The 14,702-nt window shown below is 70.7% G+C and carries 12 protein-coding genes; 8 read left to right on the forward strand and 4 right to left on the reverse strand.

Features of this window, described 5'->3' with window-relative positions; translation table 11 throughout:
* The first annotated feature begins 26 nt into the window (after nt 1-26).
* From I2W78_RS33260 to I2W78_RS33285, 6 genes are all read left to right on the forward strand, one after another.
* Entirely contained in the window at nt 27-2,876 is a 2,850-nt protein-coding gene (locus tag I2W78_RS33260; RefSeq protein WP_196463954.1) for a DEAD/DEAH box helicase, read from the forward strand.
* 416 nt (nt 2,877-3,292) lie between these two features.
* The gene (locus I2W78_RS33265; protein WP_196463955.1) at nt 3,293-4,894 is read left to right on the forward strand and encodes a sensor histidine kinase; all 1,602 of its coding nucleotides are present in this window, start codon (nt 3,293-3,295) and stop codon (nt 4,892-4,894) included.
* On the forward strand, nt 4,891-5,298 hold the full coding sequence (locus I2W78_RS33270; protein WP_141309447.1) for a roadblock/LC7 domain-containing protein: 408 nt from the start codon (nt 4,891-4,893) through the stop codon (nt 5,296-5,298). Before I2W78_RS33265 ends, I2W78_RS33270 begins: the two co-directional genes overlap by 4 nt.
* Entirely contained in the window at nt 5,295-5,744 is a 450-nt protein-coding gene (locus I2W78_RS33275) for a DUF742 domain-containing protein (protein WP_196463956.1), read from the forward strand. The genes I2W78_RS33270 and I2W78_RS33275 overlap by 4 nt, the downstream gene beginning before the upstream one ends.
* Nucleotides 5,725-6,345 carry a GTP-binding protein gene (locus I2W78_RS33280; RefSeq protein WP_196463957.1) on the forward strand — a complete coding sequence of 207 codons (621 nt, stop codon included), beginning with the start codon at nt 5,725-5,727 and terminating at the stop codon, nt 6,343-6,345. The genes I2W78_RS33275 and I2W78_RS33280 overlap by 20 nt, the downstream gene beginning before the upstream one ends.
* Before the next feature lie 70 nt (nt 6,346-6,415).
* Nucleotides 6,416-7,945 carry a cytochrome P450 gene (locus tag I2W78_RS33285; protein WP_196463958.1) on the forward strand — a complete coding sequence of 510 codons (1,530 nt, stop codon included), beginning with the start codon at nt 6,416-6,418 and terminating at the stop codon, nt 7,943-7,945.
* Here I2W78_RS33285 and I2W78_RS33290 read toward each other — a convergent pair.
* The 4 genes from I2W78_RS33290 to I2W78_RS33305 all read right to left on the reverse strand — a co-directional run bounded on the left by I2W78_RS33290 (nt 7,939) and on the right by I2W78_RS33305 (nt 11,278).
* A complete protein-coding gene (locus I2W78_RS33290; protein WP_196463959.1) occupies nt 7,939-8,886 on the reverse strand; it encodes an RluA family pseudouridine synthase in 948 nt (315 codons plus the stop codon). The two genes, I2W78_RS33285 and I2W78_RS33290, sit on opposite strands and share 7 nt — an antisense overlap.
* 71 nt (nt 8,887-8,957) lie before the next feature.
* Complete coding sequence (locus I2W78_RS33295; RefSeq protein WP_196463960.1) at nt 8,958-9,179, reverse strand: hypothetical protein; 222 nt, start codon at nt 9,177-9,179, stop codon at nt 8,958-8,960.
* A 126-nt stretch (nt 9,180-9,305) separates the two neighbouring features.
* The gene (locus I2W78_RS33300) at nt 9,306-10,208 is read right to left on the reverse strand and encodes a siderophore-interacting protein (RefSeq protein WP_196463961.1); all 903 of its coding nucleotides are present in this window, start codon (nt 10,206-10,208) and stop codon (nt 9,306-9,308) included.
* Nucleotides 10,209-10,333: 125 nt separating this feature from the next.
* Nucleotides 10,334-11,278 carry a 5'-3' exonuclease gene (locus I2W78_RS33305; protein ID WP_196464811.1) on the reverse strand — a complete coding sequence of 315 codons (945 nt, stop codon included), beginning with the start codon at nt 11,276-11,278 and terminating at the stop codon, nt 10,334-10,336.
* A gap of 176 nt (nt 11,279-11,454) precedes the next feature.
* Here I2W78_RS33305 and I2W78_RS33310 point away from each other — a divergent pair, with 176 nt between their 5' ends.
* A complete protein-coding gene (locus tag I2W78_RS33310; RefSeq protein ID WP_196463962.1) occupies nt 11,455-12,531 on the forward strand; it encodes a quaternary amine ABC transporter ATP-binding protein in 1,077 nt (358 codons plus the stop codon).
* Nucleotides 12,524-14,344, forward strand: a complete 1,821-nt coding sequence (locus I2W78_RS33315) for an ABC transporter permease/substrate binding protein (protein ID WP_196463963.1) — start codon at nt 12,524-12,526, stop codon at nt 14,342-14,344. Before I2W78_RS33310 ends, I2W78_RS33315 begins: the two co-directional genes overlap by 8 nt.
* Nucleotides 14,345-14,702 lie beyond the last annotated feature (358 nt).

The following is a 14,702-nucleotide window of genomic DNA, read 5'->3' on the forward strand; positions in this document are numbered from 1 at the left end:
CGGATTCACAGCAGCGGATCCGGATAATGATCGTCCTGTTGTCAGTGCGGCCCGGTACGCTCGAAAGCACGATGACTGAGGACCTCTCACCGGCCGAGCGGTACGTGGCGGCGCGTCAGCGCGCCGCCGAGCAGGCCACCGCGCTCGCGTCCTTCCGCGAGATGTACGACTTCGGCCTCGACCCCTTCCAGATCGAGGCCTGCGAGGCGCTCGAGGCCGGGAAGGGCGTGCTGGTCGCGGCGCCCACCGGCTCCGGCAAGACGATCGTGGGCGAGTTCGCCGTCCACCTCGCCCTGCAACAGGGCAGGAAGTGCTTCTACACGACACCCATCAAGGCGCTGTCCAACCAGAAGTACAACGACCTGTGCCGGCGCTACGGCACCGCGAAGGTCGGCCTGCTCACCGGCGACAACAGCGTCAACTCCGACGCCCCGGTGGTCGTGATGACCACCGAGGTGCTGCGGAACATGCTGTACGCGGGCTCGCAGACCCTCCTCGGCCTCGGCCATGTGGTCATGGACGAGGTGCACTACCTCTCCGACCGCTTCCGCGGCGCCGTGTGGGAGGAAGTGATCATCCACCTGCCCGAGTCGGTGACCCTGGTGTCACTGTCGGCGACCGTGTCCAACGCCGAGGAGTTCGGCGACTGGCTCGACACCGTCCGCGGCGACACAGAGGTGATCGTCGCCGAGCACCGGCCCGTGCCGCTGTTCCAGCATGTGCTCGCCGGGCGCCGGATGTACGACCTGTTCGAGGAGGGCGAGGGCCACCGGAAGGCCGTCAACCCCGACCTGACGCGCATGGCCCGCATGGAGGCCAGCCGACCGTCGTACCAGGACCGCAGACGAGGCCGCGCGATGCGCGAGGCCGACCGGGAGCGGGAGCGGCGGCAGCGGTCGCGGGTGTGGACGCCGAGCCGGCCCGAGGTCATAGAACGGCTGGACGCGGAAGGCCTGCTGCCCGCGATCACGTTCATCTTCAGCCGGGCCGCCTGCGAGGCCGCCGTGCAGCAGTGCCTGTACGCCGGGCTGCGGCTGAACGACGAGGAGGCCCGGGAGCGGGTCCGCGCGCTCGTGGAGGAGCGCACGGCCTCGATCCCCACCGAGGACCTGCACGTGCTCGGGTACTACGAGTGGCTGGAGGGCCTGGAGCGCGGAATCGCCGCCCACCACGCGGGCATGCTGCCGACCTTCAAGGAGGTCGTCGAGGAGCTGTTCGTCCGGGGTCTGGTGAAGGCGGTCTTCGCCACCGAGACGCTGGCCCTGGGCATCAACATGCCCGCCCGGTCGGTGGTGCTGGAGAAGCTCGTCAAGTGGAACGGCGAGCAGCACGCCGACATCACCCCGGGCGAGTACACGCAGTTGACGGGGCGGGCGGGGCGGCGCGGCATCGACGTCGAGGGTCACGCCGTGGTGCTGTGGCAGCGGGGGATGAACCCCGAGCACCTGGCGGGACTGGCCGGGACGCGGACGTACCCGCTGCGGTCCAGCTTCAAGCCGTCGTACAACATGGCGGTCAACCTGGTCGCGCAGTTCGGGCGGCATCGGTCGCGGGAGCTGCTGGAGACCTCGTTCGCGCAGTTCCAGGCCGACAAGTCGGTCGTGGGGATCTCGCGCCAGGTCCAGCGCAACGAGGAGGGGCTCGCCGGTTACAAGGAGTCCATGACCTGCCACCTCGGGGACTTCGAGGAGTACGCGCGGCTGCGACGCGAACTGAAGGACCGCGAGACCGAGTTGGCCCGGCAGGGGGCGGCACAGCGGCGGGCCGAGGCCGCTGTCGCACTGGAGAGGCTGCGACCCGGCGACGTCATCCATGTGCCGACCGGGAAGTACGCCGGGCTGGCGCTGGTGCTGGATCCGGGGCTGCCGGCCGGGCGGTCCAACGGGCACCGGGGGTTCGAGCAGCACGACGGGCCGCGGCCGCTGGTGCTGACCGCGGAGCGGCAGGTCAAGCGGCTGGCGTCGATCGACTTCCCGGTGCCGGTGGAGGCGCTGGAGCGGATGCGGATCCCCAAGTCCTTCAATCCGCGCTCGCCGCAGTCACGGCGGGACCTGGCGTCGGCGCTGCGCAGCAAGGCCGGGCACATCGCGCCCGAGCGGCAGCGCAAGCGGCGCTCCGAGGCGGCCGACGACCGCGAGATCGCCCGGCTGCGCAAGGCGCTCCGCGCGCATCCCTGCCATGGGTGCAACGACCGTGAGGACCACGCCCGTTGGGCCGAGCGGTACCACCGGCTGATGCGGGACACCTCGCAGCTGGAGCGGCGGATCGAGGGGCGTACGAACACGATTGCCCGTACGTTCGACCGGATCGTCGCCCTGCTGACCGAGCTGGACTATCTGCGCGACGACGAGGTCACCGAGCACGGCAAGCGGCTGGCGCGGCTGTACGGCGAGTTGGATCTGCTGGCCAGCGAGTGTCTGCGCGCGGGTGTCTGGGAAGGGCTGGCGCCGGCGGAACTCGCGGCGTGTGTCTCGGCGTTGGTGTTCGAGGCGCGGGTCGGTGACGACGCGCTGGCGCCGAAGCTGCCGTCGGGCAAGGCGAAGGCCGCGCTCGGTGAGATGGTGCGGATCTGGGGGCGGCTGGACGCCCTGGAGGAGGAGTTCCGGATCACGCAGACCGAGGGGGTTGGGCAGCGGGAGCCCGATCTCGGGTTTGCCTGGGCCGCGTACATGTGGGCCTCGGGCAAGGGGCTCGACGAGGTGCTGCGCGAGGCGGAGATGCCGGCGGGGGACTTTGTGCGGTGGTGCAAGCAGGTCATTGACGTGCTGGGGCAGATTGCGGCTGCGGCGCCTGAGGGGTCGAGCGTTGTGAAGAACGCGCGGAAGGCCGTTGACGGGTTGCTGCGGGGGGTTGTCGCCTACTCGTCAGTGGGGTGATCTTGTCGGGCGGTGCGGGCGTGGCTGTGGCTGGTCGCGCCCACGCGGCGGAGCCGCATATCGACACAGCCCCGCGCCCCTAACCGGCGTTGCCGCTCCGGCGATTCAGATCTGACCGTCCATTTCACTCATCACGGTGAGTCGTTTTCGTATGCCCGTATGTCGTCACGCGCTGTGTTCGAATGTGATCTCTGCGTGTAAATGGGGTCGAGCGTACTCCTGTTACGGGGGGCGTTTCAGGCGGTTGCTGAATATGACACGGCGATGATCCGGTCGGACTAAGCTCGCCCGCAGCGCACCGAGTTGCGGTGTATTCGTGCGCCTGTTCCCAAAAATCCTGATGATCCCAACAGTCCCATGACGTATACCCCCGCAAGCTCCCCCGACTCCCCGCCGACTGCTTTCAGAGGGCCCACATGGTGAGTGTTCAATCCCCACCCGCACGCCGTGAACTTCCCTATGCGCGCGTGCTGTTGCTCCCGGCGATACTGATGGCCGCGGCGACCGGAACCGCCGTCGCCCTGGTGGCGCCCTCGGCCCGGACCGCGGTCGGCCTGTGCGGTGCCGTCGCCACGCTCCTGGTGATCGCCGCCGCGGCCGAGGCGGTGCGCCGCGGCCGTGCGCTGCGGGGCGCGCAGGCCGAGCACGCCCGTCACAGCGCGTATCTGGAGGGGCGCATCGCCGCCCATCACGAGGACTGGGTCCGCTTCGGCGAGGAGATCGTGCCCACCGCGCTGCGACGGATGGCCGGCGGTGTTTCCGCCGTGGAGGTGATCCGCCAGCTGAGCCTGGTCGATCCAGCCTTCCGGGACATGCCCGACCCCCAGCGCCAGCTGCTGAAGAAGCTGATGCGCATCGTGGACCACGAGGAAGCCCTGCGCGACTCCGCCGCGCGCTCCTTCGTCACCATCGCCCGGCGCGTCCAGGCGATCGTCCACCAACAGGCCAACGAACTGCGGGAGATGGAGGAGGACCACGGCCGCAACCCCGAGGTCTTCGACGACCTGCTGCGCATCGACCACGGCAACGCGCTGATCGGCCGCCTCGCCGACTCCATCTCCGTCCTCGGCGGCGGCCGCCCCGGCCGTCAGTGGCCCCTGCCGGTGTCGCTGTACAGCACGCTGCGCGGCGCCATGTCGCGGATCCTGGAGTACCGGCGCATCAAGCTCGACAACATCGCCCGCATCAGTGTCAAGGGCATCTACGTCGAGCCGGTCATCCACGCCTGCGCCGAACTCTTCGACAACGCCACCCGCTACTCGCCGCCGAGCACCAAGGTGCACGTCACCGCGGTCCAGGTGCAGACCGGCGTCGCCATCGAGATCGAGGACGCCGGCGTCAGCTTCAGCGAGGAGGCCCGCGCCCGGATCGAGGGCATGCTGGAGCGCGCCAAGGCCGGCGTCGACCTCCAGGACCTCGGAGACGCCCCGCGCCTCGGCCTCGCCGTCGTGGGCCGCCTGTGCCGGGCGTACAACATGCAGGTCGCGCTGCGCTCCTCGGCGTACGGCGGGGTCCGGGCCGTGGTCATCGTGCCGAGCAACATGCTGACCGACGAGCCCGGTGTCGGACTCGCGCACGGCATCGGCGCCACCTCTGTGCCGACCGTCTCGCCCGACGCGCTGGAGGGCCCCAAGCGCCCGCCGAAGCGGCGCCGTCCGACCAGCCCGAAGATCCCCGCCTCGGTCTCCCCGGAGGACGACGTCCCGGTCGTCACCGAGTGGACCGCGAACGGCCTGCCGCAGCGCCGCAGCCGCGTGAAGACCCCGCTCAGCCAGCGGATCCGCGAGCAGTACGCCGCCGAACGCGCCGAGAAGGAGGCCGCCGAACGGGAGGGGCGTGAACCCCGGTCCGTCTGGGGCGCCCCCGAACCCAAGGCCGAGAACAAGGACCAGCCCCCGCCCGGAATGTGGGTCGAGGCGTTCATGGAGGGGCTCAAGCGACCGAAGCCGACCTCGTCCACCCAGCCGACCAACGAGCCGGCCCGTGCCCAGGCCGACGACGAGAGGGACCCCAACTGATGGCGTACCGAGCGAACTTCGACTGGATGCTCCAGGACCTCGCCAAGGGCGTACCTGGCATCCAGATGATCGTGGTGCTCTCCGCCGACGGACTGCGCATCGCCCGCCACGGCGGCGATCCGGACACCGCCGACCGGGTCGCCGCGGCCTGCGCCGGACTGCAGAGCCTGGCGAGCGCCGTGGCCGACGAGATCCCGACCAGCGACGGCCAGATGCGGATGATCCTCATCGAGGTCAACGGCGGCTACTTCTACCTGATGGCCGCGGGGCCCAACGCCTATCTCGCGGTGCTCTCCAACATCGTCGCCGAACCGGGCCTGATGAGCGCCCAGATGCGCGACCTCGTCGACCGGATCGGTCCCCACCTGACCAGTCCGCCGAGGCGCAACGGGAAGGCCGTATGACTCCTCCGCAACGCAAACGGCGCTCCGCCAGGCCGGAGCCACCACCCCAGCCGCAGCCGGCTCCCCAGGAGGGCGGCGCGGGCAACGACAGCACGGACGGCACGCAGGGCAAGGACGGCAAGCCCTCCAACCCCGAGCGCCTGTTCGTGATCGGTGAGGCGGACGGGGACCGCGCGGAGCTCGACCTGGTCACGTTAGTCGTGGCGCGCGCCGAGCCCAAGCCGTCCACCAGCCCGGAACAGGCGGCGGTACTCCGGCTGTGTGCCGCCCCGCTCTCCGTGGCCGAGTTGTCGGCCTACCTCAGTCTGCCGTTCAGCGTGATCACCGTCCTGCTCACCGAGATGCTGACGGCCGAACTCGTGCAGGCACGCGCCCCAGTCGTCCGCCAGGCGCTCCCGGACCGTTCCATCCTCGAAGCGGTGATGCATGGACTTCAAAAGCTCTGACACCATCCCGGGCCCACGCACCGAGGACCATCTGCCGCACACGGCACAGGCCGCGGTGAAGATCGTCATCGTGGGCGGCTTCGGGGTCGGCAAGACCACCATGGTCGGCTCGGTCAGCGAGATCAAACCGCTGACCACCGAGGAGACCATGACGCAGGCCGGCGTCGGTGTCGACGACAACTACGGCTCCGACTCCAAGACCGCCACCACCGTGGCGATGGACTTCGGCCGCATCAGCATCACCGACCAGCTCGTGCTGTACCTCTTCGGCACGCCCGGCCAGGAACGCTTCTGGTTCCTGTGGAACGGGCTGTTCGAGGGCGCGCTGGGCGCGGTGGTCCTGGTCGACACCCGGCGGCTGGAGGTCAGCTTCGACGTCATGGGCCGGCTGGAGGAGTGCGGCGTGCCCTTCGTGGTCGCCGTCAACACCTTTCCGGACGGCCCCCGTTACCCGATCCCCGACCTGCGCACGGCGCTCGACCTGTCCGAGGAGATCCCGATCCTGGAGTGCGACGCCCGCCGCCGCGCCTCCAGCAAGGAGGTCCTCATGACGCTGATGCGTTTCCTGCACTCCCTCGCCATGACGGGCCAGCTCACCTGACCCGCCCGTACCGCCGCAGTCCCACTGCCCAGACAACGGTTCCCCCCACAGTTCCCGAAAGCGACTTGCTGTGACGCCTGAATCCCACTCCACGACCGGCACGGACGACCTCTCCATCAGCCCGCCCCCCGGCTGCCCCGCCCACAACGACGTCGGCCCCGGCGGACTGCACCGGCTCTACGGCCCCGACGCACAGGACCTGGGCGCCCTGTACGAGAAACTGCGTACCGAGCACGGTGCCGTCGCGCCCGTGCTGCTCCACGACGACGTACCGATGTGGGTGGTCCTCGGCCACGCCGAGAACCTGCACATGGTCCGCTCGCCCGCGCAGTTCACCCGGGACAGCCGCACCTGGAGCCCGCTGCAGGAGGGCATGGTCAAGCCCGACCACCCCCTCATGCCGCACATCGCCTGGCAGCCCATCTGCTCGCACGCCGAGGGCGACGAGCACCTCAGGCTGCGCGGCGCGGTCACCGGAGCCGTGACCACCATCGACTTCCGCAGCCTGCGCCGGCACATCACCCGCTACACCCAGATCCTCGTCAACCGGTTCTGCGAGGCGGGCGAGGCCGACCTCGTCAGCCAGTACGCCGACCACCTGCCGATGGCCGTGATGTGCGAGATCCTCGGCATGCCCGACGAGTACGGCGACCGGATCGTGCACGCCGCCCGCGACATGCTCAAGGGCACCGAGACCGCGATCGCCAGCAACCAGTACATCGTGGACGCCCTCGGACGGCTCGCCGCCCAGCGCCGCGCCCAGCCCGAGGACGACTTCACCAGCCACCTCGTCACCCACCCGGCCGGCCTCACCGACGACGAGGTCCGCGAACACCTGCGGGTCGTGCTCATCGCCGCCTACGAGGCCACCGCCAACCTCCTCGCCAACGTGCTGCGCACGGTCCTCACCGACCCGCGCTTCCGGGCCCAGCTCAACGGCGGCCAGATGACCGTGCCCGAGGCGGTCGAGCAGTCCCTGTGGGACGAGCCGCCGTTCAGCGCGGTCTTCGCCTACTTCGCCAAGCAGGAGACGGAGCTGGGCGGGCAGCGGATCCGCAAGGGGGACGGGCTGCTGTTCGCGCCCGCGCCGGGCAACGTCGACCCGAAGGTACGGCCCGACCTGACCGCCAACATGCAGGGCAACCGCTCCCACCTCGCCTTCGGCGGCGGGCCGCACGAGTGCCCCGGTCAGGACATCGGCCGTGCCATCGCCGACATCGGTGTGGACGCGCTGCTGATGAGGCTGCCGGACGTCGAACTCGACTGCGACGAGGAGGACCTGAGCTGGTCCGAGTCGATCTCCTCACGCCACCTGGTGGAGCTGCCCGTGCGGTTCGGCCCCAAGCCGCCGCAGGACGTGATGGAGAAGCCCGGCCTCCAGCCGGTGCCCCGGCAGCGCGGCACCTGGCAGCTCAGCACCACGGCACCCGAGCCGGCGCCCGCCCCCGAGGCCACGGCCACGCCCTCGCCCTCGCCCTCGCCCTCGCCCGAACAGCGGGGCACCGGCCCCGAGGCGCCCCGGCAGCCCGACGCCGAAGCGGGCGGCACCCGCAGGCCGAGCGCCTGGAAGCGGTTCCTGCGCTGGTGGCGGGGTTACTGACCGGCCCACTCCGGATCCCGGGACCAGGCCGTCAGCCTCCGCCCACTACGGAAGACATGCGCCAGCCCCGTGACCGGGTCGGTGAACTCCAGCTCCCGCGCCAGCAGTTGCAGCGGGCGCCGGAAGTCACCGGCCGGCACGGGGCCGGTCACCACCGGATACAGCGGATCGCCGAGGATGGGCACGCCCAGCGCGTTCATGTGCACCCGTAGTTGATGGGTCTGTCCGGTGCCGGGCACCAGCCGGTACCGGGCCAGGTCCGCGCGGTGCTCGATCAGCTCGATGCGGCTCACCGCGTTCGGCTTGCCCTCGACCTCGCGGGCGGTCAGCGTCCCGCGCTCCTTCACGATCCGGCTGCGCACGGTCCGGGGCAGGGCGAGCGCCGGGTCGTACGGCGCGACCGCCTCGTACACCTTGTGTACCCGCCGGTCCCGGAACAGCGTCTGGTACGCGCCCCGCTCCTCGGGCCGCACCGTGAACAGCACCAGCCCGGCGGTGAGCCGGTCCAGCCGGTGCGCGGCGCTCAGCGTGGGAATGCCCAGCTCGCGGCGGAGCCGGGCGAGGGCGGTCTGGGTGACATGGCTGCCGCGCGGGGTGGTGGCCAGGAAGTGCGGCTTGTCGACGACGACGATGTGCTCGTCGCGGTGCACGACCTCCAGCGGGAACGGCACCGGCACCTCGTCGGGCAGCTCCCGGTGGAACCACACGAACATCCCCGGCACATAGGCCGCGTCCGGCGCCACCGCCGTCCCGTCGGCCCCGACGACCTGCCCCGCCTCGAACATCCCGTCGACGACTCCGGCGCCGGCCCCGGTCAGCCGATCCACCAGATGTTCCCGCACCGTCGTCCACGTCCCCTGGAAGGGCAGCCGCACCCGCACCGGATCGACCCCGTCACGCTGCGGCAACGGGGAGGGCGGAATCCGGGTCCTGCGTCTCATCGCCGTCCAGCGTAAGCGCTCACGCGGGGGCGGCTGCGGGGGCCTGCGCCGGTTTGTCCGCCGTGGCGGTACTACGCGGTGCGGGGCCCTTCCTCGGCAGCGAGGCCTTCGGGCAGGAGTGTGTTGAGGGAGGTGACCGGGTGGCCGATCTCCAGCGAGCCGAGGAGGCCGCTCAGGAGACGGCCCCCCGGCACCGGCGCGGCCGGGTCGGGGAGAGGGAGGGCCTGAGCGGCAGGCGCCGACGCCAGCAGGGCGGTGGCCAGGACGGAGACACAAGCGAGTTTCTTGATCATGCTCGGCACAACGACGCGCCGCACCGTGGGGAAACGCAGGTCACCCAGTCGCACGAACGGTCCGGAAGCCCGGGACACCGCGGATACGGGTGGCGGCCCGAAAAGCCCGGGACACCCCGGATACGGCTACGCGGCCGTCGCCCCGGTCTCCTGCTCCGCGGCCGTCGCCCCGGTCTCCTGCTCCGCGGCCGTCGCCCCGGTCTCCTGCTCCGCCTCGATCCGGGCGTTCCACTCCCGCTTGGACGCCTGCCAGCCGTCCTCGTTGTGGCCGAGCCGCCAGTAGCCGGAGATGGACAGGTCCTCGCGCGGGAGCTGGCGCTCCACGCGCAGCAGCGCGCGCAGCTCCTTCACGAACGCCGCCTCGCCGTGCACGAACGCGTGCACCCGGCCCTCGGGGAACCGAAGCGCGCGGACCGCCTCGACCAGCGCCTCACCGACGGGCCGGTCGCCACGGTGCAGCCAGACGACCTCCGCGTCGGAGTCGATCTTCTGCTCCTCCTCGGCCCCGGCGACCTCCACGAAGGCCCGGACCTCGGCGCCGTCGGGCAGCGACTCCAGGGCGGTCGCGATCGCGGGCAGCGCGCTCTCGTCACCGACGAGCAGATGCCAGTCGGCGCTCGCGTCGGGGGCGTAGGCGCCGCCCGGGCCCATGAAGCGCAGGGTGTCTCCCGGCTGGGCGCGCATCGCCCAGGGGCCGGCCAGGCCCTCGTCGCCGTGCAGCACGAAGTCCAGGGTGAGCTCGCGCAGTTCGGGGTCCCAGGCGCGCACGGTGTACGTCCGGGTGACCGGCCACTGGTCGCGCGGGAACTCCTCGCGGATCCGCTGCACATCGAAGGGCTCCGGGTAGATCACGCCCTCGGCCGGGGGGAACAGCAGCTTCACATAGTGGTCGGTGCAGGTGCCCGCCGTGAACTCGGCGAGGCCGTCGCCGCCGAGCACCACGCGCTGCATGTGCGGGGTCAGCCGCTCGGTGCGGACGACCTGAGCGGAGTGAGCCCTGCGCGGCTGGCGGGCCGGACGTTCTGCCATGGCGGCCTCCCTGATCCGAGTAACTTAGGCTTACCTAAGCTAGCACTTCCGCCCCGCCGATGCCTCTTAGCTGTTCAAGTGCGTCTCGCCGGTGTTCAAGTGTAGGAGGCGAGTCGCCGGAATTGTCACGCTTCGAGTGTGGTGAGCAAGCGCTGCAGCGCGCCGCCGAGCCCCCAGCGCCCCGACAACGCCTCCAGCGCCGCCGGGTCGCGCGGCGTTCGCGGCAGGGTCGTGTCGACGTCCGGCAGCGGCACGTCGGGCGCCACCCGGACGACCGTCGGCGCCACCGCCAGGTAGGGCCGCGCCTCGTCCAGCCGCTTGCGCTGGGTCGGCGTCAGCTTCGCCGTGCGGTCGTCGACGGCGGCCAGGATCCCGGCCAGGTCGCCGAACTCCGCGAGCAGCTTCGCGGCCGTCTTCTCGCCGATGCCCGGCACCCCCGGCAGGCCGTCGCTGGGGTCGCCGCGCAGCAGGGCCAGATCCGCGTACCCACTGCCGTCGACGCCGTACTTCTCGCGCAGCCACGCCTCGTCCGTGAGCTGCAGGGTGCCCACGCCCTTCAGCGGGTACAGCACCCGCACGCCGCGTGCGTCGTCCACCAGCTGGTACAGGTCCCGGTCGCCGGTGACGATGTCGACCGGGCCCGTGGCCCGCGCGGTGAAGGTGCCGATGACGTCGTCCGCCTCGTACCCCTCGACCCCCACGCGCGCGATGCCCAGCGCGTCGAGGACCGCCTCGATGACCGGCACCTGCGGCGACAGCGTGTCCGGCACCTCCTCCTCGTCCGGCCCGACCTCGTGCTCCTCGGCGACCCGGTGCGCCTTGTACGACGGGATCAGCTCGACCCGCCACTTCGGGCGCCAGTCGGCGTCCATGCAGGCCACCAGATGCTCGGGGTGGTGGTCGCGGACCAGCCGGTCGATGAAGTCGAGCAGTCCGCGCACGGCGTTCACCGGAGTGCCGTCCGGGGCCTTCACGGAGTCCGGGACGCCGAAGTAGGCGCGGAAGTAGAGCGAGGCGGTGTCGAGGAGCATCAGTCGTCCGGTCACGTCCCGCATCATGCCGTACGGCACTGACAGCGGCCTTACGCTGCGCAACGAGTTGCGGTCTGCGCATGCGGTGTGGACTGGACCACTTGCGCGTTTGTGCTCGGCGAACCAGGGCAGGCGCGGCTTCGGAGCGGCGTCGCTTGCGCATTCAACCTTGCGCCCGTCGCTCTGTTCATTTGCCGTCGAGACAAGAGGTACCCGTGTCATCCAGGCTTGAGGCCGAACGTCTTTACAAAGTGTTCGGCAGACGACCGGACGAGGCTGTCGACCGGCTCCGCCAGGGAGCAGACCGGGAGGAACTGCGCGCCGACGGCACCACCGCCGCCGTGATCGACGCCTCCTTCACCGTGGAACCGGGCCAGATCTTCGTCGTCATGGGCCTGTCCGGATCCGGCAAGTCCACCCTGCTGCGCATGCTCAACGGACTCCTGGAGCCGACCGCGGGTCACGTCCGCTTCGACGGCCAGGACCTGACCGCACTCTCCGACCGCGAGCTGCGTGAGGTCCGCGCCAAGAAGATCAGCATGGTCTTCCAGCACTTCGCACTGTTCCCGCACCGCAGCGTCCTGGAGAACGCCGCCTATGGTCTGGCCGTGCAGGGCGTGCCCCGCGCCGAGCGCGAGAAGCGCGCCGGCGAGGCGCTGGCCCTGTGCGGACTGGCCGGCTGGGAGAAGTCCTGGCCCGACGAGCTGTCCGGCGGCATGCAGCAGCGCGTGGGCCTCGCCCGTGCCCTCGCCACCGACGCCGACCTGCTCCTGATGGACGAGTCCTTCAGCGCGCTCGACCCGCTGATCCGCCGTGACATGCAGGACCAGCTGCTGGAGCTGCAGCGCACCCTGAAGAAGACCATCGTCTTCATCACCCACGACCTGAACGAGGCCATGCGCCTGGGCGACCGGATCGCCGTCATGCGCGACGGACGCATCGTCCAGACCGGAACGGCGGAGGACATCCTCCTGCGCCCGGCGAACGACTACGTCGCCTCCTTCATCCAGGACGTCGACCGCTCCCGCGTGCTGACCGCAAGCGCCCTCATGGACACCTCGGTCACCGCCGAGGCCCCGCTGTGCGCCTGCGAGACCGCCACCCGTGAGACGCCGTTCACGGAGCTGTGCGCGATCAGCGCCCGGCTGTCGCACCGCGTCTCGGTCGTGGACGAGGACAACCGGGTCGTCGGCGTCGTGCCGCGCCAGCGCCTGGTCGGCTTCCTCGGCGAGGAGACGGCCGACCCCGCGCCCTGCGACAACCCGGACGGGAAGGTGATCGCCCATGCCTAGGCTGCGACTGGGCGACTGGGTCGACTCCGGCGTCGACTGGCTCGTCAACCACCTCTCCTGGCTCTTCGACGCGGTCAAGGCCGTCGTCGAGGGCATGTACAACGGCATCAGCGACGTCCTCACCGCCCCCGAGCCGCTGCTCCTGGCCGGCATCCTCGCGGTGCTCGCCTGGTGGCTGCGCGGCCTGCTGGGCGGTGTCCTGGCCTTCGCCGGTTTCGCCCTGATCGACTCGCTCGATCTGTGGGACCGGGCGATGTCGACCCTGTCCCTGGTGATCGTCGCGACCGTGATCGCCCTGGTGATCTCCATCCCGCTGGGCATCTGGGCCGCCCGCTCCAAGACCGTCAGCGCGCTCGTCCGGCCGGTCCTGGACCTGCTCCAGACGATGCCGTCGATGGTCCTGCTGATCCCGGCGATCCTGTTCTTCGGCATGGGCGTCCCGGCCGGTGTGATCGCCACGCTGATCTTCGCGCTCGCGCCCGGCGTCCGGATGACCGAGCTGGGCATCCGTCAGGTCGACGCCGAACTCGTCGAGGCCGCCGAGGCGTTCGGCACCACGCCGCGCGACACCCTGCTGCGCGTGCAGCTGCCGCTCGCCCTGCCGACCATCATGGCGGGCATCAACCAGGTCATCATGCTCGGCCTGTCGATGGTCGTCATCGCCGGCATGGTCGGCACCGGCGGTCTCGGCGGCGCCGTCAACGAGGCGATCGGCCAGCTCGACATCGGCCTCGGCTTCGAGGCGGGCCTCGGCATCGTCGTCCTCGCCATCTACCTGGACCGCATCACCGGCGCCCTCGGCGAGCAGATCTCCCCGCTCGGCCGCCGCGCCGCCGCCCGGGCCCGCGCCGCGGGCGCACGCCGGGTGTGGAACTACCGTCCCCGCCCGGTCGTCGCGGTCGTCGGCGCGGTCGTCCTGGCCCTGGTCGCGGGCGGCATGGGCGTCTTCGGCTCGTCCACGGGCACCGCCGAGGCCTCCGCCACCAACGTCGGCAAGGGCAAGGAGATCAAGCTCGGCTACATCCCCTGGGACGAGGGCATCGCCTCGACGTACCTGTGGAAGGAGATCCTGGAGCAGCGCGGCTTCGACGTCACCACCACGCAGTACGCCGCCGGCCCGCTCTACACCGGCCTCGCCACCGGCCAGATCGACTTCCAGACCGACTCCTGGCTGCCGACCACGCACGCCGAGTACTGGAAGAAGTACGGCGCGCAGCTCGACGACCTCGGCTCGTGGTACGGCCCGACCTCCCTGGAGCTGACCGTCCCGTCGTACATGGAGGACGTGAACTCCCTGGAGGACCTGAAGAACCACGCCTCCGACCTCGACGGCAAGATCGTCGGCATCGAGCCGAGCGCCGGAATGATGGGCATGCTCAAGGACAAGGTGCTCAAGGAGTACGGGCTGGAGAACTCGTACCAGGTCGTGGACGGCTCCACGCCCGCGATGCTCGCCGAGCTCAAGCGGGCGTACGCCAAGAAGCAGCCGATCGTCGTCACGCTCTGGTCGCCGCACTGGGCGTACAGCGACTACGACCTGAAGAAGCTCAAGGACCCCAAGGGCGCCTGGGGCAAGGGCGACGGTGTGCACACGCTCTCCCGCAAGGGCTTCGCCGAGGACAACCCCGAGGTCGGTGAGTGGCTGCGGAACTTCTCCATGACGGAGGGGCAGCTCACCGGTCTGGAGGCGCAGATCCAGAAGGCCGGCAAGGGCAAGGAGCAGGACGCCGTGCGCACCTGGCTCAAGCAGTACCCCGGGCTGGTCGACGAGTGGGCTCCGGTGGGCGAGGGGCAGAGCCAGGCGGCCGGGTGACCTGACCGGCCCGGCCGCCGGGGTGAGGGGTGGGCAGCGGCGTACACACGCGCGGGTGTGTACGGCTGCGCCCACCCCTCGTGGCATTGCGGCCACCTCCCGATGCACCGTCCGTACGAAAAGGATCCGGACAACCACGCAGCGCTACGCCACCACCAGAACCCGGACATCAACTTCGCGGAACGCACCCCCACTTGCGCGGCGCCCGACCACCTGGTCGGCTGGGGCCGCGCGGTGGGAACATCGGGCGCCGCTCGCGCATTGAACCGAACAGCGAGAGGCTCGTACTGATCGATGGTCAGGGTCGCGGGCAAATTGGCGCGACCCACGGCCGAGGAGGTTTCCGGCCCGCTGTTCA

The sequence above is a fragment of the Streptomyces spinoverrucosus genome, from assembly GCF_015712165.1.
In the GTDB taxonomy this organism is placed as follows: domain Bacteria; phylum Actinomycetota; class Actinomycetes; order Streptomycetales; family Streptomycetaceae; genus Streptomyces; species Streptomyces spinoverrucosus_A.

Bases quoted from the DNA above. Each gene is read 5' to 3' on its own strand.
- I2W78_RS33265 (WP_196463955.1), top strand. From the start codon at position 3,293: ATGGTGAGTGTTCAATCCCCACCCGCACGCCGTGAACTTCCCTATGCG.
- I2W78_RS33295 (WP_196463960.1), bottom strand. From the start codon at position 9,179: ATGATCAAGAAACTCGCTTGTGTCTCCGTCCTGGCCACCGCCCTGCTG.
- I2W78_RS33260 (WP_196463954.1), top strand. From the start codon at position 27: ATGATCGTCCTGTTGTCAGTGCGGCCCGGTACGCTCGAAAGCACGATG.
- I2W78_RS33275 (WP_196463956.1), top strand. From the start codon at position 5,295: ATGACTCCTCCGCAACGCAAACGGCGCTCCGCCAGGCCGGAGCCACCA.
- I2W78_RS33315 (WP_196463963.1), top strand. From the start codon at position 12,524: ATGCCTAGGCTGCGACTGGGCGACTGGGTCGACTCCGGCGTCGACTGG.
- I2W78_RS33290 (WP_196463959.1), bottom strand. From the start codon at position 8,886: ATGAGACGCAGGACCCGGATTCCGCCCTCCCCGTTGCCGCAGCGTGAC.
- I2W78_RS33280 (WP_196463957.1), top strand. From the start codon at position 5,725: ATGGACTTCAAAAGCTCTGACACCATCCCGGGCCCACGCACCGAGGAC.
- I2W78_RS33300 (WP_196463961.1), bottom strand. From the start codon at position 10,208: ATGGCAGAACGTCCGGCCCGCCAGCCGCGCAGGGCTCACTCCGCTCAG.